We start from the raw sequence: 23,884 nt of genomic DNA, 5'->3' as shown, positions 1-23,884 counted from the left end.
TGCGCCGCCGTTGATACGCGGCCTTTGAAGCAGCGCCCCCGGCGCCGGATCACGCCACGGGTCCGGACGCCGGGGGGAAATAATCCTCCCAGCGCAGCCCGGCCTCGCCGGCGATCCTCGCCATGTCGGCCAGGGTCTCCGGCGCCAGGCACAGGCCGGCGGCGCGATTGCGCGCATCGGCCTGGGCCTCCATCTCGCCCGGGTAATACACCTGCCCATGCCCCGGCGCGACCGGCACGTCCTTGAGCGACGCGATGTACGCATTCATGCGCGCGTGGAATTCCTCGGGCGGCATCAGGGCGCCCACGTCGAGCGCCAGCATGAAGTGCCCCGCGCCGCTGCGGTTCACCGGGTCGTAGGGCCCGTGCACGCCGTCCAGGAATTGGCTGCCGGACAGCACGCCCGACAGCACGTCGACCATGACGCCCATCACGTAGCCCTTGTGCCCCGCCATCGGCAGGATGAAGCCCTCCAGCGCGGCCGCCGGATCGGTGGTGGGATTGCCGTGCTTGTCGATGGCCCAATGGCTGGGGATGGACTCGTGGCGATTGCCGGCCAGGTAGATCTTGCCGCGCGCCACCCCGGAATTGGCCATGTCCATGACGATGGGTGGACGGTCGCCCGCCGGCGCCGCGATGGACCAGGGATTGGTGCCTATCTTTTTCTTCAAGCCGCCCCAGGGCGCCATATTGGGACCGGCGTTGCTCATGAGCATCGTCACGCAGCCGGCTTGCGCGCCGATCCGCGTGTAGTACATGCACGTGCCGAAGTGGTTGGAGTTGCGCACCGACACCACCGCCACGCCGTGCTTGCGCGCGCGCCGCACCGCTTCGTCGGTGGCGCGCCGCGCCACCACCTGGCCGATGCCGTCGGCGCCGTCCAGCACCGCCACCGCGCCGCCGTCGACGACGACGCGGGACGCCGTGCGCGCCTTCATCGCCCCGGAACGCAGGCGCGCGTAGTACCAGCCCAGGCGCAGCATGCCATGCGACTGGTGCCCCCACAGGTCGGCCTGCACCAGCGTATCGGCCGCCAGCGCCGCGTCCTCGTCCGGCACGCCCGCGCTACGGTAGACCGCGGCGGCAAAGGCGCGCAGGGCGTCGGGATCCAGCGGCGCGGCCGTGGCCGCGTTGCCGGACAGGCCAGGGGGAGTACCGGCGCCGGCCGGCGGGTGTTCGCCTTCGTTCTGCATGATCGCTTCCTTCCTTGTGCCATTCCTTGCGCCATCCGGCGCTGCGCGCCCGCATGGCGCGCGCAGCGTATTGCGCGCGCCTTCGCGTTGCGCGATTCCGCGGCGCGGATGCCGCGTTCCTGGATGAACCTGTCCCGATCCGCCGGGACCCGGCGGCGTCTCCTTGGTTTTTTATGATGGGGAGACTATAAACATCCCTCGAGACCGAGAAAAGCCGGTTTTCCAGCGCGAGGCACCAGAAGAACGGAGGGGGCAGAGCGGCTTTTCGATACACCGCAGTTTCTGAAGGAGGCACCATGGTGACCGACGCCCTGCTCGCTTGGCTGCATTACATGGCCATTTTCGGCCTGCTCGTCCCGATGACCGCCCAGGCCGTGCTGTTGCGCCCCGACATGCCGGCCACGACCGTCCGGCGCCTGGCGAACTACGACATCTTCTACGCCGTCTGTGCGGTGCTGGTGCTGGTCACCGGCCTGCTGCGCCTGTTCCTGGGCGCCAAGGGCGTGCAGTTCTATACGCCCAATCCCTGGTTCCACGCCAAGATGACGCTCTTCGTCATCATCGCCCTGTGCTCGGCGCGCCCCACCGTCGCCTTCATCAAATGGCGGCGCCAGGCCAGCCACCTGCCGGGCTTCGTGCCGACCAACCCGGAAATCGCGCGCATCCGCCGCTGGGTGATGATAGAAGCGCATCTCTTCCTGCTGCTGCCGCTGTGCGCGGCGATGATGGCGCGCGGCGTGGGGCGCTGAAGCGGCGTTGTCCGTCGCGCCGCAGCGGCATTGTCCTTTTTCGCCGAAGCGGCGTTGTCCATTGCGCTGGATGGCTTGTCCATCGCGCGACGGCGCGGCGCGCGGGGAAAACCTATAGTGGCGGAACCGAACTCTTCCTCCGCCATCCCCGGCCATGTCCGCTTTCCCGCCGTCCGTGCAACGCCCGCTACCCCTACCCCTGCCTCCCGGCCGGGGTCGGCACGCACGCGCCTGCGTCCTGACCGTTCCTGATTCCCCCTGACCCCGGACCTCGGCAGCTTCCCAGAAGCAGGGGAATCAGCGTGTTCCCGATTCCCTATCCGAGGTCCCCATGTTGAAAGATCCCTCCACCCGATACCGCGCCCTCCCCGGCATCGATCTTCCCGGCCGGCAATGGCCCTCGCGCGTGCTGACCCAGGCGCCGATCTGGCTTTCCACCGATCTGCGCGACGGCAACCAGGCGTTGTTCGAGCCGATGAACCGCGAGCGCAAACTGCGCCTGTTCCATGAACTGGTGCGCATCGGCTTCAAGGAAATCGAAGTCGGCTTTCCCTCCGCATCGCGCACCGACTACGAGATCGTCCGCCACCTGATCGACGCCGGGCTGATCCCGGAGGACGTCACGCCCATGGTCATCACGCAGTTGCGCGAGGACCTGATCGAGGCCACGGTGCGCAGCGTCGCCGGCGCCCGCCGCGTGATCGTGCACTTCTACAACGCCATCGCGCCGGCCTGGCGCGAGATCGTGTTCGGCATGACCGTGCCGCAGATCGTCGCCATGGTGGAGCACCACATCGGCCTGCTCAGGACATTGACCGCCGCGCACCCGGAAACGGAATGGGTGCTGCAATACTCGCCCGAGACCTTCTGCATGGCGGAGTTGGACGTGTCGCTGGCCGTCTGCAACGCCGCCATCCGGGCCTGGGACGCCGGGCCGCAACGGCCCATGATCGTCAACCTGCCCACCACGGTGGAAGTGTCCACGCCCAACATCTTCGCCGACCAGATCGAATGGATGGACCGGCGGCTGGAGCGCCGCGAGCACATCGTGCTGTCCGTGCATCCCCACAACGACCGCGGCACGGGCGTGGCCTGCGCCGAACAGGCCATGCTGGCCGGGGCGCAGCGCGTCGAAGGCTGCCTGTTCGGCAACGGCGAGCGCAGCGGCAACCTGGACGTGGTCACCCTGGCCCTGAACCTCTATACGCAGGGCATCGCGCCGGGCCTGGACTTCTCCGACATCGCCGCCGTCGCCCGCATCGCCGAGGAATGCACCGCCCTGCCCATCCACCCGCGCCATCCCTACGTCGGCGACCTGGTGTTCACCGCCTTCTCCGGCTCGCACCAGGACGCCATCGCCAAGGGTTTCGCCGCCCAGGATCCCCATGGGCCGTGGCGCGTGCCTTACCTGCCGCTCGACCCGAAAGACCTAGGCCGCACCTATGACAGCATCGTGCGGGTCAACAGCCAGTCCGGCAAAGGCGGCATCGCCTTCCTCCTGCAGCGCGACCACGGCGTGGTCATGCCGCGCCGCATGCAGATCGAGTTCAGCGCCATCGTGCAGGCGCTGGCCGACGCCAGCGAGACGGAGCTGACCAGCGAGCAGATATGGGCGCTGTTCGAGGAAACGTATCTCGCGCCGGGAAGCTTCTCCTATCGCGGCCACCGCCTCCACGACTGCGAGGAAGGCCAGGGCATGGAACTGGAATTCAGCGCGCCGGACGGCGCCGTCCACGTGCGGCGCGGCATCGGCAACGGCCCCATCGCCGCCGCCGTCGCGGCGCTCGATCTGCCCTTGCGCATCGACAGCTACGAGGAGCGCAGCCTGGGCAGCGGCGCCGACGCCTCGGCCCTGGCCATCGTCGAAGCGGCCTGGCCCGGCGTTCCGGGCTCGCGCTTCGGCGTGGGCAGGCACGCCAACATCGTCACCGGGTCCGTGCTCGCGGTGCTCAGCGCCGCGGCGCGATTCGGCGCGGCCCCGGCCAGGTAGTCTCCGGCGCTATTGCCATCGTTGCACGAGGGGGCTAGATTAACGCCGGCCCCCTCACCCTCTCCCCCGAGCCATGTCCCTACGCGCGCTGAGAACCCTGGTCGCCATCGCACAGCATGGATCCTTCGTGCGCGCCGCCGAAGCGGTTTTCCTCACGCAGTCCGCCGTCAGCCTGCAGGTGCGCCAACTGGAACGCGAATTCAACGCGGCGCTGTTCGACCGCTCGCACCGCGTGCCGACGCTGACCGACGCCGGCAAGATCGTGCTGGAGCGCGCGCACGAGATCCTGGCCCTGTACGACGGCCTGCATACGGAACTGGTGGAAAGCGAGAAGCTGTCGGGCCGGCTGCGCCTGGGCGCGATACGCTCCATCTTCGCCGACATCCTGCCCACGGCGCTGGCACAGTTGCAGGCCAAGCATCCCAAGCTGCGCATCCTCGTCTCGTCCGGTTTGTCCGCCGAGCTGGCCGTGCGGCTGACCAACGACGAACTGGACGCGGCGATCACCACGGAACCCGTCAAGCCCCATCCGCCGGACCTCTTCAGCACGCCGCTCTACCGGGAGGACTACTGGATCGTGGCGCCGCGCGAGGCCGCCAACAAGGACGCGCGGCGCATCCTCCAGGAGTATCCGATGATCCGCTTCCAGCAGCACTCCTGGGCCGGCCGCACCATCGCGCGCGAATTGCGCAAGCAGAAGCTGAAGTTCGACATCGGCATGGAGCTCGACGACATCGAAGCCATCGTGCAGATGGTGTCCAAGGGGCTGGGCGCCGGCATCGTTCCGCTTTTCACCAGCCAGCAGGCCATCGGCCAGGGGCTGACCTGCCTGCCTTTCGGCAGCCCGCAACGGCACCGCAAGGTCGTCATCCTGGAACGCGCGGGCCGGCCGTCCCTGCAGTTCGCCCAGGCCGTCGCGCATGAGATCCAGGATTGCGTGGAACGGCATGTGGCGCAGCGCGACGCCGCGCCGTAGAGCCAGGATCCCGCGTCACAAGGGCGCCGCGGATCCCTGCGGCAGCCGCGGCCGGCGCGCGGCGATCCGGCGCGGCCGGCGCGCGGCGATCCGGCGCGGCGCGCATTGCGATCCGAGACATCAACGACGCACCAACGAGACCTCAACGATCAATAAGAATTTCTCAAGCTAAACCAGATTATTTATCGCTTTATGTTATTGATTCGCGGCGCTATCGTTCACCTTCTAACCATTGCGTAATTCGATAACGCCTACGAAGGAGACTGGATGATTACCGCGTTGCTCGCCTCGGTCGCGCCAATCGCATTGCTGATTGCGCTGGGTTGGGAGCTACGCCGGCGCAAGGTCCTTTCCGACCCGTTCTGGGGCCAGGCCGAACGCCTCAGCTACTACATCCTGCTGCCTTCGCTGTTCGTGCACGGCCTGGCGACGGCCCGGCTGGACGGCCTGCCCATCAAGGCGATGGTGGCGACGCTGGTCTGCTCGACGACCCTCGTGGCCCTGCTGGTCCTGGCGACGCGCCGGACCGCCGGCGTCGGCGATCCGGCCTTCACGTCCATCTTTCAAGGCGGCATCCGTTTCAACAACTACGTGGGGATCTCCGCCGCCGCCGGGCTGCTCGGCGCCCAGGGCGTGGCGCTCGCGGCCGTCGCCAACGCGGCCATCATCCCCACCGTCAACGTCCTCTGCGTGCTGGTCTTCGCCCGCTACGGCAACATCGGCCAGTTGTCGCTGAAGAACGTGCTGAAGCAACTGGCCCTGAATCCGCTGGTCGTCGCCAGCGTCCTCGGCATTGCCTTGAAGGTCACCGATTTCCCGTTGCCGGGCGTGCTGGCGCAGGTGCTCAAGTCGCTCGGACAGGCATCGCTGCCGCTGGGGCTGCTGTGCGTGGGCGCGGCCCTGGATTTCGGCGCCGCCCGTTCCTGGATGCGGCCCACGATCTTCGCGTCGATATTCAAGTTCGCCCTGATGCCCGCGGCCACCGTCCTGGCCTGCCACCTCTTCAACCTCAGCGGCCCCGCCGCCACCGCGGCCATCATCTTCCAGGCCCTGCCGACCGCATCGTCGTCCTACATCATGGCGCGCCAGCTCGGCGGAGACGCCCCCCTCATGGCCGGCATCATCGCCGTCCAGACCGTCATCGCCGGCATCTCCCTGCCCGCCTCGGTCCTACTCCTGACCTCCTGGCTCTGACTCCCCCCGGCCCGCGCCGAGAATGAAAAAGACCCCCACGCCGCGCGGCTGCGCCGCTTGCTGCCCTCCGAGGGGGCGCTTTTCATCTTGGGAGCGGCCCGGCGATGAAAAAAGGCCTGTGCACGAAGCACAGGCCTTCCTCGTCGTGGCCGCCGGGGCCCCCGGGCTTGGCGCGGCGGGGGCGGGCTGGCGCGATTACTTCTTCTTGCGGTCCGGCACGTCGCGCTTGACCGAACCCGTGAACAACTGGCGCGGGCGGCCGATCTTGTAATCGGGATCCGACAGCATTTCGTTCCACTGGGCAATCCAGCCCACGGTGCGGGCCAGCGCGAAGTTGGCGGTGAACAGCGCGGTCGGGATGCCGATGGCGCGTTGCACGATGCCCGAGTAGAAGTCGACGTTCGGATACAGCTTGCGGTCGACGAAGTACGGGTCTTCCAGCGCGATGCGCTCCAGCTCCATGGAGAGCTTGAACAGCGGGTCGTTTTCCAGGCCCAGCGCGGCCAGCACTTCCTTGCACGTCTGCTGCATCAGCTTGGCGCGCGGGTCGTAGTTCTTGTACACGCGATGGCCGAAGCCCATCAGGCGCACGCCCGAGTTCTTGTCCTTGACCTTCTCCATGAACTCGCCGACCTTGGCCACGCCGCCTTCGGCCTGCAGTTGCTCCAGCATCTGCAGGCAAGCTTCGTTGGCGCCGCCGTGGGCAGGACCCCACAGGCAAGCCACGCCGGCCGCGATGGCGGCGAAGGGGTTGGTGCCCGACGAACCGCACAGGCGCACGGTCGAGGTCGAGGCGTTCTGCTCGTGGTCGGCGTGCAGGATGAAGATGCGGTCCAGCGCGCGCTCGACCACTTCGTTCACCTTGTAGTCTTCGCACGGCGTGGCGAACATCATGCGCAGGAAGTTGCCGGTGTACGACAGGTCGTTCTGCGGATAGATGAAGGGCTGGCCTTGCGAGTACTTGTACGCCATCGCCACCAGGGTCGGCATCTTGGCGATCAGGCGGATCGCGGAAATGTGGCGGTGCTGCGGGTTGGTAATGTCCAGCGAGTCGTGGTAGAAGGCCGACAGCGCGCCGACCAGGCCGGTCAGGACGGCCATCGGGTGCGCGTCGCGGCGGAAGCCGCGCAGGAAGAAGTGCAACTGCTCGTTGACCATCGTGTGATGGGTCACCTGCGAGTCGAAGTCCGCCTTTTGGGCGGCGTCGGGCAGTTCGCCGTTCAGGATCAGGTAGCAGATGTCCAGGAAGTCGCACTTCACCGCCAACTGCTCGATGGGGTAGCCGCGATACAGCAGCTCGCCCTTGTCGCCGTCGATGTAGGTGATCGCCGAAGAGCACGAGGCCGTGGCCATGAAACCGGGGTCATACGTGAACATGCCGGTCTGGCCGTACAGCTTGCGAATGTCGATGACGTCCGGACCTACCGTACCCTGGTAAATCGGAAAATCGATCGGAGCGGAGCCGTCCGAAAATGATAGGGTGGCTTTCTTGTCTGACAGTTTCATCACATTCCTCTCTAAGTTATAGCTCGCGCATCTTGTGGATGATTTCGCGTAGCTTCGGCGTGTCGAGATCGCCTTCCGGCTCTTTTCGCGCCAGCAACAGATCGAGCAAGTCGTTGTCGCCGAGTTCGAACAATTGCGTCAATGCTGCAACGTCTTCATTCGTCAAGGACGACTCGTACGCATCCAGGTACTTCGTAATAATCAGGTCGTTTTCGAGCAGACCGCGCCGCGCCCGCCAGCGCAGGCGGGTGCGATCGAGATCGGTCAGCGCGTTCATGTTCGCACCCTTCAAGACTAGACCGCGCGGCGGACCATCAGTTCCTTGATCTTGCCGATGGCCTTGGTCGGATTCAGCCCCTTCGGGCACACGTCGACGCAGTTCATGATGGTATGGCAACGGAACAGCCGATACGGATCCTCCAGGTTGTCCAGACGCGAGCCGGTGGCTTCGTCGCGGCTATCGGCGATGAAGCGGTAGGCTTGCAGCAGGCCGGCCGGACCGACGAACTTGTCCGGGTTCCACCAGAACGACGGGCAGGACGTCGAGCAGCACGCGCACAGGATGCACTCGTACAGGCCATCCAGTTCCTCGCGGGCTTCCGGCGACTGCAGGCGCTCGCGCTCGGGCGGCGGCGTATCGTTGATCAGATACGGCCGGATCGAGTGGTACTGGTTGAAGAAGTGCGTCATGTCCACGATCAGGTCGCGAATCACCGGCAAGCCCGGCAGCGGCTTCAGAACGATGGGTTCCTTCAACTCGCGCAGGTTGGTTGTACAGGCAAGCCCGTTCTTCCCGTTGATGTTCATGGCGTCCGAACCGCACACGCCTTCGCGGCAGGAGCGGCGCAGGGCCAGGCTGTCGTCGACGTCGTTCTTGATGCGCACCAGCGCATCGAGCAGCATCTTGTCGGTGGGCTGGAGTTCGACCTCCAGCTTCTGCATATAGGGACGCTCGTCCTTGTCAGGATCGTAGCGGTAGATCTCGAATTTAACGATACGCTTGGTGCTCATGCCGGCATCCTGCTTAGAAAGTACGCGCCTTGGGCGGGAAGGACTCGACGGTCAGCGGCTTCATCTGGACCGGCTTGTAGTCCAGGCGGCTGCCCTCCGTGTACCAGAGGGTGTGCTTCAGCCAGTTCACGTCGTCGCGGGTCGGGTGGTCGTCCAGGGCGTGGGCGCCGCGGCTCTCGGTGCGGTTGGCCGCCGACTTGATGGTGGCGCGCGCCACTTCGGTCATGTTGGCCAGTTCCAGCGCCTCGATGCGGGCGGTGTTGAACACCTTGGACTTGTCCTTGAACGAGATGTTCTTGGCCTGTTCGGCCAGTTCCTCGATCTGGCCCACGCCTTCGTTCAGCAGCTCCAGCGTGCGGAACACGCCGCAGTGGCGCTGCATCGAGGCGCGGATCGCGTTGGCGACGTACTGGGTCTTCTCGCCGCCGGTGCGGTTTTCCAGGGCGTTGACGCGGTCCAGCGAGAAATCGATGGACGACTGCGACACCGGCTGGTGCGAATGCTGGCGCTCCGGATGCGAATTGACGATGTGGTTGCCCGTGGCGCGGCCGAACACGATCAGGTCCAGCAGCGAGTTGGTGCCCAGGCGGTTGGCGCCGTGCACCGACACCGCCGCGCATTCGCCGATGGCGTACAGGCCGTTGACGACCTTGGATTCGCCGTCCTTCCACTCGACCACCTGGCCGTGATAGTTGGCCGGGATGCCGCCCATCTGGTAGTGGATGGTCGGCACGACCGGGATCGGTTCCTTGATCGGATCGACGTTGCCGAACTTGATGGCGATTTCGCGGATCGAGGGCAGGCGCTTGTTGATGACGTCGGCGCCCAGGTGGTCCAGCTTCAGCACCACGTAGCTGCCGTCCGGACCGCAGCCGCGGCCTTCCTTGATTTCCTGGTCCATCGAGCGCGACACGAAGTCGCGCGGCGCCAGGTCCTTCAGCGTGGGCGCATAGCGCTCCATGAAGCGCTCGCCATCCTTGTTCAGCAGGATGCCGCCTTCGCCGCGCACGCCTTCGGTGATCAGCACGCCCGCGCCGGCCACGCCGGTCGGGTGGAATTGCCAGAATTCCATGTCCTGCAGGGCGATGCCCGCGCGCGCCGCCATGCCCAGGCCGTCGCCGGTGTTGATGAAGGCGTTGGTGGACGCGGCCCAGATACGGCCGGCGCCGCCGGTGGCCAGCACCGTGGTCTTGGCTTCGAGCAGGTAGATTTCGCCGGTTTCCATTTCCAGCGCGGTCACGCCGACCACGTCGCCGCTTTCCGAACGCACCAGGTCCAGCGCCATCCATTCCACGAAGAACTGGGTCCGCGTGGCGACGTTGCGCTGGTACAGGGTGTGCAGCAGGGCGTGGCCCGTGCGGTCGGCGGCGGCACAGGCGCGCTGCACCGGCTTCTCGCCGAAGTTGGCGGTATGGCCGCCGAAGGGACGCTGATAGATGGTGCCGTCCGGGTTGCGGTCGAACGGCATGCCGAAGTGCTCCATCTCATAGACGGCGCTGGGCGCTTCGCGGCACATGAATTCGATCGCGTCCTGGTCGCCCAGCCAGTCCGACCCCTTCACGGTGTCGTACATGTGCCAGTACCAGTTGTCTTCGCTCATGTTGCCCAGCGAAGCGCTGACGCCGCCCTGCGCCGCCACGGTATGCGAACGGGTAGGGAACACTTTGGACAGCACCGCCACGGACAGTCCCGCCTGGGACAGTTGCAGGGAACAGCGCATGCCGGCACCGCCGGCGCCGACCACCACCACATCGAATTGGCGGCGCGGCAAGGATTTCTTGACAGCGACCACGGCTTAGAGCCTCCAGATAATTTGCGCGAAATACACGACCGAGCCGACCAGCCACAGGATGGTCAGGACCTGCAGCAGCAGGCGCACGCCCACCGGGCGAACGTAGTCCATCCAGATGTCGCGCACGCCGATCCAGGCGTGATAAGCCAGCGACAGGAAGGCCAGCGTGACCAGCAACTGGCCCAGCGGCAGCGCGAATACGTGGAAAGTGAAGAGCGCCTTCCAGCTTTCGTACGTAAAGCCCGGCATGACCAGCACGCCGATGAACAACACCAGCGTATAGACCGCCATGATGATCGCGGTCAGGCGCTGGGCCAGGAAATCCATCGTGCCGTAGTGGGCACCGACGACCAGGCGCTTGGGCCCGTAGTTCTTGCTAGCGGCCATTACCAGGCTCCGAACAGTTTGAGACCGAAAACCACGGTCAGCGCCAGGCTGACCACGAACACGATGCCGGCCGACTTGCGGGCCGAGACCTTGTCGATGCCGATGTGCAGGTCCAGCACCAGGTAACGGATGCCGGCGCAGAAATGGTGCAGATAGCCCCAGATCAGGACCAGCAGGATCAGTTTGACGATCGGATGCCCCACCACCGAGGCCACGCCCGCGAAGCTTTCCGCCGACGCCAGACTGGCGCCGAGCAAAGGCAGGATGACCAAGGGAATACAGAGGAACAACAACGCCCCGCTGACGCGGTGAAGAATCGACAGACGGCCGGCCAGGGGCAGGCGGTACTTGGCGATTTGGCCAATGCTGATATTGCGAAACTGCGGACGCGGCTTGGCAGCTGTGTCGGACATGACGACCTCGGTTGTCTCGAAACTAAAAATCGTGATGGCGGGAATGCCCGGCCCCGGAGAATCTTCGTGCTGCGACCCTCGGGGGTAAAACTCGTCTATTTTCACCCATGTAACGGGTTGCTATCAAATCAAAAGAAAAAGCCCATCAATTCAAACTATTGCGGTAATGGTAGCGATCGGTACGGTACAAGCCGCGGCGGACTTCCATGGGCCGGTCGCCGTAAGTGTAGGAAATGCGTTCCACCTGAAGAAGCGGCGTCCCCGCCGGCAGGTTCAGGGCGGTGGCGGCCTCGTCGGTCGCGGCGACGGCGCGCAGTTTTTCGTCGGCGCGGATCATGCTCACGCCGAATTCGGATTCGAAGAAGCCGTAGAGGGGCGCGCGGTTGGCGCTGAGCGCCTCCACGGTCAAGCCGCGGAAGGCGGAGCCCGGCAGGTAGATTTCGTCCAGCACCGTGGGCACGCCGCCGAAGGTCAGCAGGCGGCGCAGGGCGAAGACCGTCTCGCCGGCGCGCAGTTCCAGCGCGCGCGCCACGTCGGCCGGCGCGCGCAGGCGGCGGCAATCGAGGATGCGGCTTTCGGCGGCTTCGGTTTCGGCGCCTTCGTCGGCGGCCAGGCGCAGGAAACGGAAGCGCACGCGCGCTTCGTGGTGCGTGGCGACGAAGGTGCCCTTGCCCTGGCGGCGCAGCAGCACGTGCTCGGCGGCCAGTTCGTCGACGGCCTTGCGCACGGTGCCCTGGCTGACCTGGAAGCGGGCCGCGAGGTCGATTTCGCTGGGGATCAACTCGCCCGGCTTCCATTCGCCGCGATCGAGGCTCTGCACCAGCAATTCCTTGATCTGGCGGTATAGCGGACTGAAAGCGGCGCTCGCGCCGGCCGGACGGCCAGCGGCGTTCTTGTTCCAAGCGGGGGCTTCTAGCCGGGGATCTGCCATTGATTTTCTTCGGTTTGCCGGCGGCCGCGGCGTTCGGGGCGGTGAGCTGAAACGGGGCTGTCGCACGAGCGGCGCTATTGTTGCACAACGGCATGACGCGTGTCCAACGTCTTATGTCTTATATAAGATATAAGTCCAATTGACGTAAACGTCATGTTCGTCTTAGGATACGCCTGCCCTGCGGGTTCGCCGCCGCGCCGTCATCGCACTGCAATATGGCCATCGTTCCCCAGGCGCAAAAGACTTTTCCAAAGTCAGCAAGGATCTTTTTTACTACCGGCCCGCCCCAAGGCAGAGGCGCCCCCTTGGGGGCAGCAAGCGGCACAGCCGCGCGGCGTGGGGGCCCTTTTTAAGGTCCTAACGATTACACTGTCCGGCGAGATTTTTTCTCGACGACTCTTACGGAGAATGTTCATGTCCAAGCCCGCTTTGCGCGTCGCCGTTACTGGCGCCGCCGGTCAAATCGGCTACGCTCTGCTGTTCCGCATCGCCTCCGGCGAAATGCTCGGCAAAGACCAGCCCGTCATCCTGCAACTGCTGGAAATCCCCGACGAAAAGGCACAGAAGGCCCTCAAGGGCGTCATCATGGAACTGGATGACTGCGCCTTCCCGCTGCTGCAGGAAGTGACCGCGCACAGCGATCCCCGCACCGCCTTCAAGGATGTCGACGTGGCCCTGCTGGTCGGCGCCCGCCCGCGCGGTCCCGGCATGGAACGCAAGGACCTGCTGACCGTCAACGCCCAGATCTTCACGGCCCAGGGCAAGGCCCTGAACGAAGTGGCCAAGCGCACCGTCAAGGTCCTGGTGGTCGGCAACCCCGCCAACACCAACGCCTACATCGCCATGAAGTCCGCGCCGGACCTGCCGGCCAAGAACTTCACCGCCATGCTGCGCCTGGATCACAACCGCGCCCTGTCGCAACTGTCGGCCAAGTCCGGCAAGCCGGTCGCCGACATCGAAAAGCTGGTCGTGTGGGGCAACCACTCGCCCACGATGTATCCGGACACCCGCTTCGCCACCGTCGGCGGCCAGAGCCTGAACAAGATCATCAACGACGACGCCTGGAACAAGGACGTCTTCATCCCCACCGTGGGCAAGCGCGGCGCCGCCATCATCGAGGCGCGCGGCCTGTCGTCGGCCGCCTCGGCCGCCAACGCCGCCATCGACCACGTGCGCGACTGGGTGCTGGGCACCAACGGCAAGTGGGTCACCATGGGCGTGCCCTCGGACGGTTCCTACGGCATCCCCGAAGGCATCATCTACGGCGTGCCCGTGACCACCGCCAACGGCGAATACACGGTCATCAAGGACCTGGAAATCGACGCGTTCTCGCGCGAGCGCATGGACTTCACGCTGAAAGAGCTGCTCGAAGAGCGCGACGGCGTGAAAGACCTGCTGAAGTAATCCAGCGCAAGTGAAAAATGGGCCCGTGGAAATGGGCCCATTTTTTTACCGCCGGGCCGCCCCAAGGTAAAAAGCCCCCTTGGGGGGCAGCAAGCGGCGCAAGCCGCGCGGCGTGGGGGCCTTTTTTACCGCCGGGCCGCCCCAAGGTAAAAAGCCCCCCTGGGGGGCAGCAAGCGGCGCAAGCCGCGCGGCGTGGGGGCCCTTTTCCCCCGCCTTTTCATCCCGGAGATCCGCATGTCCCGTCCCCCGTCGCCCGGCGCCCTGTTCCGCCAGGCCCTGACCGAAGAATCGCCGTTGCAGGTCATCGGCGCCATCAACGCCAATCACGCCCTGCTGGCCAAGCGCGCCGGCTATCGCGCGATCTACCTGTCGGGTGGCGGCGTGGCGGCCGGCTCGCTGGGCCTGCCCGATCTCGGCATCAACACGCTGGACGACGTGCTGGTGGACGTGCGCCGCATCACCGACGTCTGCGACCTGCCCCTGCTGGTCGACATCGACACCGGCTTCGGTCCGTCGGCCTTCAACATCGCCCGCACCGTCAAGAGCCTGATCAAGTTCGGCGCCGCGGCCTGCCACATCGAGGACCAGGTCGGCGCCAAGCGCTGCGGCCACCGGCCCGGCAAGGAAATCGTCTCCACGGAGGAGATGGCCGACCGCGTCAAGGCCGCCGCCGATGCCCGCACCGACGAGGATTTCTACCTCATCGCCCGCACCGACGCCATCGCCTCGCACGGCGTGGATGCCGCCATCGAACGCGCGCTGAAGTGCGTGGAAGCCGGCGCCGACGCCATCTTCGCCGAAGCCGCCTACGACCTGCCCACCTACGACAAGTTCGTGCGCGCCGTGAAGGTGCCGGTCCTGGCCAACATCACCGAATTCGGCAAGACGCCGCTGTTCAGCGTCGAGGAACTGAAGTCCGTGGGCGTGGGCATCGTGCTCTATCCGCTGTCGGCCTTCCGCGCCATGAACAAGGCCGCCGAAACCGTCTACACCGCGATCCGCCACGACGGCCACCAGAAGAATGTGGTCGACCTGATGCAGACCCGCGACGAGCTCTACGACCGCATCGGCTACCACGCCTTCGAGTCTCAACTCGACGCGCTGTTCGAGAAGTCCAAGTGAACCAACAGTCCAAGTGATACTTACCCACCTTTGAGGAAAGGAGCAGACACATGAGCACTTCCAGTACCAAGGAAAGCAAGGAACAGGACAAGCCGGGCTTCAAGCCGAAGAAATCGGTGGCCCTGTCCGGCGTGGTCGCCGGCAACACGGCGCTGTGCACGGTGGGCCGCAGCGGCAACGACCTGCACTATCGCGGCTACGACATCCTGGACATCGCCGACACCAGCGAATTCGAGGAAGTCGCCTACCTTCTGGTCCACGGCAAGCTGCCCAACAAGGCCGAACTGAAGGCCTACAAGCAGAAGCTGCGCGCCCTGCGCGGCCTGCCGGTGCAGTTGCAGGTGGCGCTGGAAGCGCTGCCGGCCTCCAGCCACCCGATGGACGTCATGCGCACCGCCGTGTCGGTGCTGGGCTGCGTGCTGCCCGAGAAGGACGACCACAACACCCCGGGCGCGCGCGACATCGCCGACCGCCTGATGGCCAGCCTGGGCTCGGCCCTGCTGTACTGGTACCACTACAGCCACAACGGCCGTTCCATCGACGTCGAGACCGACGACGACAGCATCGGCGGCCATTTCCTGCACCTGCTGCACGGCAAGGAGCCGCCCGCCGAGTGGGTCAAGGCGATGCATACCTCGCTCATCCTGTACGCGGAGCACGAGTTCAACGCCTCGACCTTCACCTGCCGCGTCATCGCCGGCACCGGCTCGGACATGTACTCGGCCATCACCGGCGGCATCGGCGCGCTGCGCGGTCCCAAGCACGGCGGCGCCAATGAAGTGGCCTTCGAAGTGCAGAGCCGCTACGACACGCCGGACGAGGCCGAGGCCGACATCCGCCGCCGCGTCGAGAACAAGGAAGTGGTGATCGGCTTCGGCCACCCCGTGTACACGGTCTCGGACCCGCGCAACAAGGTCATCAAGGAAGTCGCGCGCAAGCTGTCCAAGCAGGCCGGCACCACCAAGCTGTTCGACATCGCCGAGCGCCTGGAAACCGTCATGGCGGAAATCAAGAAGATGTTCCCCAACCTGGATTGGTTCTCGGCCGTCAGCTACAACATGATGGGCGTGCCCACCGCCATGTTCACGCCGCTGTTCGTGATCGCCCGCACGGCCGGCTGGTCGGCGCACATCATCGAGCAGCGCATCGACAACAAGATCATCCGCCCGACCGCCAACTACACGGGACCGGAAGACCAGAAGTTCGTCTCGCTCGAAAAGCGCAAGTGAGCAAGTGCACAAGTGAACAAGTGAGGGGAGCGGAGCCGGCCTCCCCGGCCGGCTCCTGTCGCACGTCCAGAGGGAGACCCTACCACCATGTCCACACACGTTTCGAACGTCCGCCCCGATCCCGACCAGGTCCTCGTCGACATCGTCGACTATGTCCTCGATTACGAGATCGCGAGCCCGCCGGCCTATGAGACCGCGCGCAATTGCCTGATCGATACCCTGGGCTGCGGGCTGGAGGCGCTGGAATACCCCGCCTGCCGCAAGCTCATGGGCCCTATCGTCCCCGGCACCATCGTGCCCAACGGCGCCAAGGTGCCCGGCACCCAGTTCCAGCTCGATCCGGTCCAGGCCGCCTTCAACATCGGCGCCATGATCCGCTGGCTGGATTTCAACGACACCTGGCTGGCCGCCGAATGGGGCCATCCTTCCGATAACCTCGGCGGCATCCTCGCCACCGCCGACTGGCTCTCGCGCAACGCCGTGGCCGCCGGCAAGCCGCCGCTGACGATGCGCGACGTGCTGACCGGCATGATCAAGGCGCATGAGATCCAGGGCTGCATCGCGCTGGAGAACTCCTTCAACAAGGTCGGCCTGGACCACGTGGTGCTGGTCAAGGTGGCCTCCACCGCCGTGGTCGCGCAGATGCTGGGACTGTCGCGCGAGGAAATCCTCAACGCCGTGTCGCTGGCCTGGGTCGACGGACAGAGCCTGCGCACCTACCGCCACGCGCCGAACACCGGCAGCCGCAAGAGCTGGGCGGCCGGCGACGCCACCAGCCGCGCGGTGCGCCTGGCGCTGATGGCACGCACCGGCGAAATGGGCTATCCCTCGGTCCTCACCGCGAAGACCTGGGGCTTCTACGACGTGCTCTTCAAGGGCAAGCCCTTCGAATTCCAGCGCCCTTACGGCAGCTACGTGATGGAGAACGTGCTGTTCAAGATCTCGTATCCGGCGGAATTCCACTCGCAGACCGCGGTGGAATGCGCGATGCAGGTCCACGACCTGCTGAAGCAGGCCGGCAAGACGGCCGACGACATCGCAAAGATCACCATCCGCACCCACGAGGCGTGCATCCGCATCATCGACAAGAAGGGACCGCTGAACAACCCCGCCGACCGCGACCACTGCATCCAGTACATGGTGGCCGTGCCCATCCTGTTCGGCCGCCTGACCGCCGCCGATTACGAGGACGACGTCGCCGGCGACGCGCGCATCGACGCGCTGCGCGACCGCATCGTCTGCGTCGAGGATCCCGCCTTCACCCGGGACTACCACGATCCCGACAAGCGCTCGATCGCCAATGCGCTGACGGTGGAATTCAAGGACGGCGGCAAGCTGGACGAGGTCGTCTGCGAATACCCCATCGGCCACAAGCGGCGCCGCGCCGACGGCATCCCCCTGCTGGAAGCCAAGTTCCGCACCAACCTCGCGCGCCAGTTCCCCCCTCGCCAGCAGGCCAGGATCCTGGACGTGTCGCTGGACCAGGCCCGCCTGGAGGCCATGCCGGTGCATGAGTACGTGGATCTGTATGTGATCTGAAGGCAGGCGCGCGGCCGGCGGCGTTGCATGCGCCGGACGGCCGCGCAGCGCCGCTCTGCCGTTTGGGGCTCCCTTGGGGCTCCCTTGGGGCTCTATTTGGGGCTCCATTTGGGACTTTTTGTGAAGTCTCGTCGTTTTTATGTAGGAATTATGTAAGAGATCGGGTTACCCTTTCCGCTTCCTGAAAGCTGTCCAACTCCGTTTCTCATGTCCTCCCCCGTGCTCGCCTACGCGATGACCGTCGCGTTCAACGTTTTTGTCGCGTGTTTCTTCATTGCCGTCGTCTCCCTGGCGACGATCTATCTGTTCAAGCTGAACGAGCTGAACGACACCATGCGCCACCCCTTGCTGGCCAAGCAGCCGTTCAAGCGCCTGCCGCGCTCGCTCCAGGCGGGCATCCTGCAAGACTACTTCCTGCGCCTCTTTTTCCCGGGCCTGAGCTTCGGCCTGTTCGGCTATGCCAACCGCATCCTCGCCCACGTCGATCCCAAGAAGGTGCCCCTGCGCCTGAAATGGCCGCTGATGGGCCTGTGGGCGGGCTGCTGGATCGGCCTGATCGCCATGTTCACGCTGTGGACCCTGATGGTGCTGCGCCGCTGAGGCGCTGAGGCCGCCGAAAGCGCGCATCGCCGCGGCGCCGCCGCATGATGCGGCCGCCGCGCCGGTCTCGATACCGTTGCATCGCGGCGCCTTTGCGTTCAAGCTTGGCGTTTTCGCGAGGAGACGCGTGTGATCAAGATATGGGGCCGGGTGAACTCGGTCAACGTCCAAAAGGTCCTCTGGTGCTGTGACGAGCTGGGCCTGCCCTACGAGCGCATCGATGCCGGCCTGCAATTCGGCCGCAACAACGAACCCGCCTATCTGGCCATGAATCCCAACGGCCGGGTGCCGACGCTGGAGGACGGCGACTTCGTCCTCTGGGAATCCAACTCCATCCTGCGGTACCTGGCCCTGCAATACGGGGGGGCCGGCCTACCGGGATCCGGCAATCCGGCATCGGCCAAACCGGGATCCGGCCCCGGCCTCTACCCCGCCGAGCCGCGCCTGCGCGCCAGCATCGACCGCTGGCTGGACTGGACGCTGTCCACCCTGCAACCCGCGGAACGCTCCGTCTTCTGGGGCCTGGTGCGCACGCCGGCGGCCGAACGCGACATGGCCGCCATCCAGGCGGCCGCCGACGCCTGCGGCAAGCTCTGGCAGATGCTGGACGCCCACCTCGCGGGCCGCGCCTATGCCGAAGGCGAGGCATTCTCCCTCGCCGACATCGTGCTCGGCGCCTACTGCCGCCGCTACCTGGACCTGGACGGCATCCAGCGCCCGGCCCTGCCCAATGTGCAGAAGTGGTACGACGGCCTGAAGCGGCGCCCCGCTTTCCAGCGCTACGTCGCCCCCGCGCTGACCTGACCCTCGACGCCCGCCTATCCCTGGTTTTCCATCGCAAAGCACACGCAATGACCATCGAACTCCACACCTGGAATACCCCCAACGGCCGCAAGATCAGCGTCGCGCTGGAAGAAATGGGCCTGCCCTATACCGTGCACCCGGTCGACATCCGCAACGGCGAGCAGCACCAGCCGGCCTTCCTGCGCATCAGTCCCAACAACCGCATCCCGGCCATCGTCGATCCGGACGGCCCGGACGGCAAGCCGGTCAGCGTCTTCGAATCCGGCGCCATCCTGCTGTACCTGGGGGAAAAGACCGGCAAGTTCCTGCCCGCCAAGCTGGCCGACCGCATCCCGGTGCTCGAATGGCTGATGTGGCAGATGGGCGGCTTCGGTCCCATGCCCGGCCAGGCCCATCACTTCCTGGGCCTGGAGAACGAGGCCGACCGCCGCTACGGCGCGCAGCGCTACCTGGCCGAAACGCGCCGCCTGTATGGCGTGCTGGACCGCCGCCTGGCCGAGGTGGAATTCGTCGCGGGTCCGCTGTCGGTGGCCGATTTCGCCATCGTCGGCTGGGCCTGGCGCCACGAGAAGCACCAGGTCGACCTGGCCGACTTCCCCAACGTGAAGCGCTGGTACGAGGCCCTGATGGCGCGCCCCGGCGTCAAGCGCGGCTTCGAGGTGAAGCTGGACAAGTGAAGCCCGGGGTCTCCATGCCTGCCGCTCCCCTCGCCTGTCCCTGCGGCGGCGGCCACGCCTACGCCGCCTGCTGCGGCCGCTGGCATAACGGTCCGCAACGCCTGCAAGCCCCGGATGCCGAAGCGCTCATGCGGTCCCGCTACAGCGCCTTCGTGCTGGATCTCGCCGGCTATCTGCGCGACACCTGGCACCCGTCCACCCGGCCCGCGGCCATCGAGCCGTCGCCGCCCGGGCTGAAGTGGCTCGGGCTGACGGTCAAGCGCCACGAGGTCCAGGACGCCACCCATGCCACGGTCGAGTTCGTGGCGCGCAGCCGCTGGCAGGGCAAGGGCGAGCGGCTGCATGAAACCAGCCGCTTCGTGCGGGAAGACGGCTGCTGGTTCTACGTGGACGGCGACATCCACGAACGCGCTCAGCCGCGCTGACCGACGGCCCGGTCGACCATGGCCGGCGCCATGCCCAGGTAGTTTTCGGGCGCCGTCAGGCGGTCCAGGGCCGGGCGGTCCAGATAGCGCGAGACGTCCGGCATGGCGGCCAGCACCTCGGCCAGCGTGCCGCCCTTTTCATTGACCTCGCGGCAGGCGGCGTACACCACGTCGTGCGCCTGCTGCCGGCCCAGGTGCGGCGCCAGCCCCATCATCACCGCCTCGGCCACGATCAGGCCGCGCGAAATGCCCAGGTTCTCGCGCATCCGCGCCGCGTCCACGATCAGGCCGCCCAGCATGAACCTGGCCTGGTTCAGGGCGCCGGCGGACAGCACGAAGCTTTCCGGCACGGCGATCCATTCCGCATGCCACGGTCCGGTGGCGCGCTCGAAATCCTGCACCATGGCGTCGAGCATCAGGCCGGCATGCTGGCGCACCGCCTTGGAGGCGGCCAGCATCAATTCGCTGGAAATCGGATTGCGTTTCTGCGGCATGGTGCTGCTGGCGCCGCGGCCGGTGACGAAGGGCTCGTAGACCTCGGCGAACTCCGTCGAGGCCATCAGCATCACGTCCAGCCCGATCTTGCCCAGCGAGCCCGTGACCAGCGCCAGGAAGTTCACGGCTTCGGCCAGGCCGTCGCGCGCCACGTGCCAGGTCGTCGCGGGCACGCCCAGGCCCAGCTCCTCCATCAAGGCCTGCTGCACGGCCAGGCCCTGGTCGCCCAGCGAAGCCAGCGTGCCGGCCGCGCCCGCGAACTGCCCCACCAGCACGCGCGGCCGCAGTTGCGCCAGGCGCTCGGCGTGGCGGTCGAACATGGCCAGCCAGATGCCGGCCTTGTAGCCGAAGGTAATGGGCAAGGCCTGCTGCAAATGCGTGCGGCCCGCCATCGGCGTGTCGCGGTGCTTGACCGCGAGGTCGGCGAGGATGCGGCGCAGCTCCGCGATGTCGGCGTCCACGAGGTCGAGCGCGGCGCGCACCTGCAGGATCACGGCGGTGTCCATGATGTCCTGCGTGGTCGCGCCCCAATGCACGTAGCGGCCGGCGTCGTCGCCGCACAGCTTCACGAGCTGGTGCACCAGGGGCAGGATGGGGTAGCCGACGATGTCGGTTTCGTGGCGCAGGTGATCGAGGTCCAGGTCGGCGTAGCGGGAGCGCTCGGCGATGGTGGCGGCCGCGTCGGCCGGGATCACGCCGCAGCGCGCCTGCGCGCGGGCCAGCGCCACCTCGACTTCGATGTAGCGTTCGATCAGGGCGCGGTCGTTGAAGACCTCGCGCATCGCCGGCGTGCCGAAGGCATCGCGGAAAAGCACGGAGTCGAGGACCGTGGTGGCCCCTTGGAAAGTCGGCATCGTCATGGAATCGTCCTTGTCATTGTGAGTGGATGTCAATGCGCCTGCGCCAACCGCGCCAGCCATGGCCGCAGGTTCTCCTTCTCCTCCAGGCCGAAGCCCGGGGCGTCGGTGGGCCGCACCAGCCCGCCGCCCAGGCCGCAGCCCTTGGGGTAGCCGCCGAAAGGCTGGAAGACGCCAGGATAGGCTTCGCAACCGCCCAGTTCCAGGCCCACGGCGATGTGCAGGTTGATCAGGTGGCCGCCGTGCGGATAGGCCTGGGCGCGGTCGTAGCCGCGCGACTCCATCAGCGCCAGCATGCGCGCGTATTCTGTCAGGCCGTAGCAGAGCCCCGCGTCCATCTGGAAGATGTCCTTGCCCGGACGCATGCCGCCGAACAGCAGCAGGTTGTTCACGTCGGGCAGGGAGAAAAGGTTCTCGCCGGTCGCCACCGGCAGCGGATAGGCCTCGGTCAGGCAGCGGTTCAACTGGTAGTCGAGCGGATCGCCGACTTCCTCGAACCAGCGCAGCCTGTAGGGCTCGATCGCGCGCGCGCAGGCCAAGGCCATCTCCAGGTCGTAGCGGCCGTTGACGTCCACCGACAGGCGGCTGCCGTCGCCGGCCACCGACAGCGCGGCCTCGATGCGCTTGAGATCGGTCGCCAGCGGGGCCCCGCCTATCTTCATCTTGTAGGCCCGGTAGCCCTGCTCCCGATATCCCAGCAGCTCCTCGCGCAGGCGCGCCGTGCCGTCGCCCGCGCCGTCGTCCGGATAGTAGTAGCCCCCGGCGGCATAGACGTCCACGCCCCCCGCCTTGCCCTGCCGGCCGTAATGGCGCGAGATCGCCACGTGGGCCGGCTCGTCGTCGAGCTTGGCGTTCAGGTCCCAGGCGGCCAGTTCCAGCGCGCCGGCTGCGGCGGCCCGGTCGCCATGGCCGCCGGGCTTTTCATTGCGCATGGCGGTTTGCAGGACCTTGGCGGGGTCGAGGCGGCGGCCGCTGTCGTCCAGCAGGCTGCCGGGCTCGGCGTTGAGCAGGCGCGGGATCATGCGGTCGCGCAGGATGCCGCCCTGGGCATAGCGGCCGATGGAATCGAACGCATAGCCGCAGACCGGCTTGCCATCGCGTATCACGTCGCTGACCAGCGCGACCAGCGAGATGTCATGCTCGGAGAAATTGACCAAGGCATTGGCGACGTTGCCCTCCATCGGCACCGAGATCTCCCGGATGGCGGTAATTCTCATGTTGCGTACTTCCTTTCTTGTGCAGGCGAATGCGGGTTTGTTCAAAGCGCTAGAGGGATGCGTTGACCGGCCGGCCCAGCGCGCGGTGGTATTCGGCCTTGGCCAGGCCTTCGTCGAAATCGCCGTTGAGCTTGGCGACGACCACCGTGGCCACGCTATTGCCCATGGCGTTGCAGATGCACACCGCCTGCGAGGTGAAGCGGTTGATGCCGAACAGCAGCGGCAGGCCCTCGACGGGCAGGATGCCCGAGGCCGTGACCGTGGCCGCGAAGACGATGAAGGTGCCGCCCGACACCGTGGCCGCGCCCTTGGACGTCACCAGCATGATGAGCAGCAGGCCCAGTTGGTGTTCCCAGGTGAGCGGCACGCCGTAGGCGTTGGCGAGGAACATGACGCACAGCGGCAGGTACACCGAGGTGCCGTCCAGGTTGAAGGCATAGCCCGTGGGCAGGACCAGGCTGACCGTCTGCTTGGAGCAGCCCAGCGCCTGCAGCTTTTCCATCATGCGGGGAAAGGCGCTTTCGGACGAACCGGTGGCGAACAGGATGCCGATCTCGGCCTTGAAGTAGCGCAGGAAGTGGAAGATGTTCATGCCGAAGCAGCGCAGGATGACGCCGAACACCACGATGACGACGAAGGCCAGCATGGCGTACATGACCAGCAGCAGGTAGCCCAGCGAGATCAGCGCCTGCATGCCGCTGGCGCCGATCGCGTAGGCGATGGCCCCGAAGGCGCCGATGGGCGCGAAGCGCATCACGAGGTCGGTGAGCTTGAAGAAGCAGTCGGACATCGTCGTGAACGCGCCCTCGACCGTCTCGCGCGTCCTGGCGGTCAGCATCAGCACCGCGGCGCCGAAGGCGATGGCGAGCACGACGACCTGCAACAGGGAATGCCCTGTCAGGGCGCCGACGAAGCTGTCCGGCACCATGGACAGCAGGAAGGCGTCGAAGCCCTGCGGCGCGGCCGCCTTGCCGTAGGACGCGGTCGCCGCGGCATGGGCGGCGGCATCCGGCTGCAGGTTCAGCCCCACGCCCACGCCCGAGTAGTTCGCCAGCACCATGGAAATCGCCAGCACGATGGTGGACACGACCTCGAAATAGATCAGGGCCTTGAAGCCGATCTTGCCCACTTTCTTCAGATCGCCGGCAGCCAGGATACCCAGTACCAGATTCAGGAAGACCAGCGGCGCGACCACGGTCTTGATCAAGCGCAGGAAGATGTCGCCCAGGACCTTCATCGAAGCGCCCAGGTGCGGATCGATGAAGCCTAGCGCAATGCCCAGCACGATGCCGGCCGTGATCTGGAAGCCCAGGCGGGCATAGAACGGCTTGGGAGGTTGAGGGGGAGCCGCGTTGGCGGACGGGAATTCCATGC

The 23,884-nt window shown here is 66.3% G+C and carries 23 protein-coding genes; 12 read left to right on the top strand and 11 right to left on the bottom strand.

The window, feature by feature from the left end:
- Window positions 1–49: 49 nt before the first annotated feature.
- Entirely contained in the window at window positions 50–1,192 is a 1,143-nt protein-coding gene (locus CAL29_RS08610; protein WP_094852458.1) for an Ldh family oxidoreductase, read from the bottom strand.
- 296 nt (window positions 1,193–1,488) lie between these two features.
- Between CAL29_RS08610 and CAL29_RS08605 the strand changes: the two genes are divergently transcribed.
- The 4 genes from CAL29_RS08605 (at window position 1,489) to CAL29_RS08590 (ending at window position 6,101) form a co-directional block, all read left to right on the top strand.
- Window positions 1,489–1,941: a DUF2214 family protein gene (locus CAL29_RS08605; protein WP_094852457.1), complete on the top strand. Its 453-nt coding sequence runs from the start codon at window positions 1,489–1,491 to the stop codon at window positions 1,939–1,941.
- A 331-nt stretch (window positions 1,942–2,272) separates the two neighbouring features.
- Entirely contained in the window at window positions 2,273–3,931 is a 1,659-nt protein-coding gene (locus CAL29_RS08600) for a 2-isopropylmalate synthase (protein ID WP_094852456.1), read from the top strand.
- Window positions 3,932–4,004: 73 nt separating this feature from the next.
- On the top strand, window positions 4,005–4,907 hold the full coding sequence (locus tag CAL29_RS08595) for a LysR substrate-binding domain-containing protein (protein ID WP_094852455.1): 903 nt from the start codon (window positions 4,005–4,007) through the stop codon (window positions 4,905–4,907).
- A gap of 267 nt (window positions 4,908–5,174) precedes the next feature.
- A complete protein-coding gene (locus CAL29_RS08590; RefSeq protein ID WP_094852454.1) occupies window positions 5,175–6,101 on the top strand; it encodes an AEC family transporter in 927 nt (308 codons plus the stop codon).
- Between the two features lie 195 nt (window positions 6,102–6,296).
- On the opposite strand, the gene gltA is transcribed toward CAL29_RS08590, so the two are convergent.
- The 7 genes from gltA to CAL29_RS08555 all read right to left on the bottom strand — a co-directional run bounded on the left by gltA (window position 6,297) and on the right by CAL29_RS08555 (window position 12,141).
- On the bottom strand, window positions 6,297–7,607 hold the full coding sequence (gltA, locus tag CAL29_RS08585) for a citrate synthase (RefSeq protein WP_094852453.1): 1,311 nt from the start codon (window positions 7,605–7,607) through the stop codon (window positions 6,297–6,299).
- 16 nt (window positions 7,608–7,623) lie between these two features.
- The gene (locus CAL29_RS08580; RefSeq protein WP_094852806.1) at window positions 7,624–7,884 is read right to left on the bottom strand and encodes a succinate dehydrogenase assembly factor 2; all 261 of its coding nucleotides are present in this window, start codon (window positions 7,882–7,884) and stop codon (window positions 7,624–7,626) included.
- A 17-nt stretch (window positions 7,885–7,901) separates the two neighbouring features.
- A complete protein-coding gene (locus tag CAL29_RS08575) occupies window positions 7,902–8,618 on the bottom strand; it encodes a succinate dehydrogenase iron-sulfur subunit (protein ID WP_094852452.1) in 717 nt (238 codons plus the stop codon).
- Window positions 8,619–8,631: 13 nt separating this feature from the next.
- The gene (gene sdhA, locus CAL29_RS08570) at window positions 8,632–10,410 is read right to left on the bottom strand and encodes a succinate dehydrogenase flavoprotein subunit (RefSeq protein WP_094852451.1); all 1,779 of its coding nucleotides are present in this window, start codon (window positions 10,408–10,410) and stop codon (window positions 8,632–8,634) included.
- Window positions 10,411–10,413: 3 nt separating this feature from the next.
- Entirely contained in the window at window positions 10,414–10,797 is a 384-nt protein-coding gene (sdhD, locus tag CAL29_RS08565) for a succinate dehydrogenase, hydrophobic membrane anchor protein (RefSeq protein WP_094852450.1), read from the bottom strand.
- Window positions 10,797–11,210: a succinate dehydrogenase, cytochrome b556 subunit gene (gene sdhC / locus CAL29_RS08560; protein ID WP_094852449.1), complete on the bottom strand. Its 414-nt coding sequence runs from the start codon at window positions 11,208–11,210 to the stop codon at window positions 10,797–10,799. Before sdhC ends, sdhD begins: the two co-directional genes overlap by 1 nt.
- Before the next feature lie 145 nt (window positions 11,211–11,355).
- Entirely contained in the window at window positions 11,356–12,141 is a 786-nt protein-coding gene (locus tag CAL29_RS08555) for a GntR family transcriptional regulator (RefSeq protein WP_094852448.1), read from the bottom strand.
- A gap of 414 nt (window positions 12,142–12,555) precedes the next feature.
- Here CAL29_RS08555 and CAL29_RS08550 point away from each other — a divergent pair, with 414 nt between their 5' ends.
- The 8 genes from CAL29_RS08550 to CAL29_RS08515 all read left to right on the top strand — a co-directional run bounded on the left by CAL29_RS08550 (window position 12,556) and on the right by CAL29_RS08515 (window position 19,941).
- Window positions 12,556–13,545 (top strand): malate dehydrogenase, encoded by a 990-nt coding sequence (locus CAL29_RS08550; protein ID WP_094852805.1) that lies wholly within the window; start codon window positions 12,556–12,558, stop codon window positions 13,543–13,545.
- Window positions 13,546–13,779: 234 nt separating this feature from the next.
- Window positions 13,780–14,667, top strand: a complete 888-nt coding sequence (gene prpB / locus CAL29_RS08545) for a methylisocitrate lyase (RefSeq protein WP_094852447.1) — start codon at window positions 13,780–13,782, stop codon at window positions 14,665–14,667.
- 50 nt (window positions 14,668–14,717) lie between these two features.
- Window positions 14,718–15,896, top strand: coding sequence for a bifunctional 2-methylcitrate synthase/citrate synthase (gene prpC / locus CAL29_RS08540; protein WP_094852446.1), 1,179 nt, complete (start codon window positions 14,718–14,720; stop codon window positions 15,894–15,896).
- A gap of 87 nt (window positions 15,897–15,983) precedes the next feature.
- On the top strand, window positions 15,984–17,435 hold the full coding sequence (locus CAL29_RS08535; protein ID WP_094852445.1) for a bifunctional 2-methylcitrate dehydratase/aconitate hydratase: 1,452 nt from the start codon (window positions 15,984–15,986) through the stop codon (window positions 17,433–17,435).
- A 207-nt stretch (window positions 17,436–17,642) separates the two neighbouring features.
- A complete protein-coding gene (locus CAL29_RS08530) occupies window positions 17,643–18,035 on the top strand; it encodes a hypothetical protein (protein WP_094852444.1) in 393 nt (130 codons plus the stop codon).
- A 129-nt stretch (window positions 18,036–18,164) separates the two neighbouring features.
- Entirely contained in the window at window positions 18,165–18,839 is a 675-nt protein-coding gene (locus tag CAL29_RS08525) for a glutathione S-transferase family protein (protein WP_094852443.1), read from the top strand.
- 47 nt (window positions 18,840–18,886) lie between these two features.
- The gene (locus CAL29_RS08520) at window positions 18,887–19,516 is read left to right on the top strand and encodes a glutathione S-transferase family protein (protein ID WP_094852442.1); all 630 of its coding nucleotides are present in this window, start codon (window positions 18,887–18,889) and stop codon (window positions 19,514–19,516) included.
- 14 nt (window positions 19,517–19,530) lie between these two features.
- Window positions 19,531–19,941: a YchJ family protein gene (locus CAL29_RS08515; RefSeq protein ID WP_094852441.1), complete on the top strand. Its 411-nt coding sequence runs from the start codon at window positions 19,531–19,533 to the stop codon at window positions 19,939–19,941.
- Here CAL29_RS08515 and pcaB read toward each other — a convergent pair.
- From pcaB to CAL29_RS08500, 3 genes are read right to left on the bottom strand one after another with little or no spacing between them, the layout of a single operon-like run.
- Window positions 19,929–21,290, bottom strand: a complete 1,362-nt coding sequence (gene pcaB / locus CAL29_RS08510; protein ID WP_373559722.1) for a 3-carboxy-cis,cis-muconate cycloisomerase — start codon at window positions 21,288–21,290, stop codon at window positions 19,929–19,931. The genes CAL29_RS08515 and pcaB overlap by 13 nt on opposite strands.
- A gap of 35 nt (window positions 21,291–21,325) precedes the next feature.
- Complete coding sequence (locus CAL29_RS08505) at window positions 21,326–22,510, bottom strand: enolase C-terminal domain-like protein (protein WP_094852439.1); 1,185 nt, start codon at window positions 22,508–22,510, stop codon at window positions 21,326–21,328.
- Window positions 22,511–22,559: 49 nt separating this feature from the next.
- Window positions 22,560–23,882, bottom strand: a complete 1,323-nt coding sequence (locus CAL29_RS08500) for a cation:dicarboxylate symporter family transporter (protein ID WP_094852438.1) — start codon at window positions 23,880–23,882, stop codon at window positions 22,560–22,562.
- Window positions 23,883–23,884 lie beyond the last annotated feature (2 nt).

This window comes from Bordetella genomosp. 10 (assembly GCF_002261225.1).
Classification (GTDB): Bacteria; Pseudomonadota; Gammaproteobacteria; order Burkholderiales; family Burkholderiaceae_B; genus Bordetella_C.
Note: the sequence above shows the minus strand (reverse complement) of the source record. Positions and strands in the feature narration are given on the sequence as shown.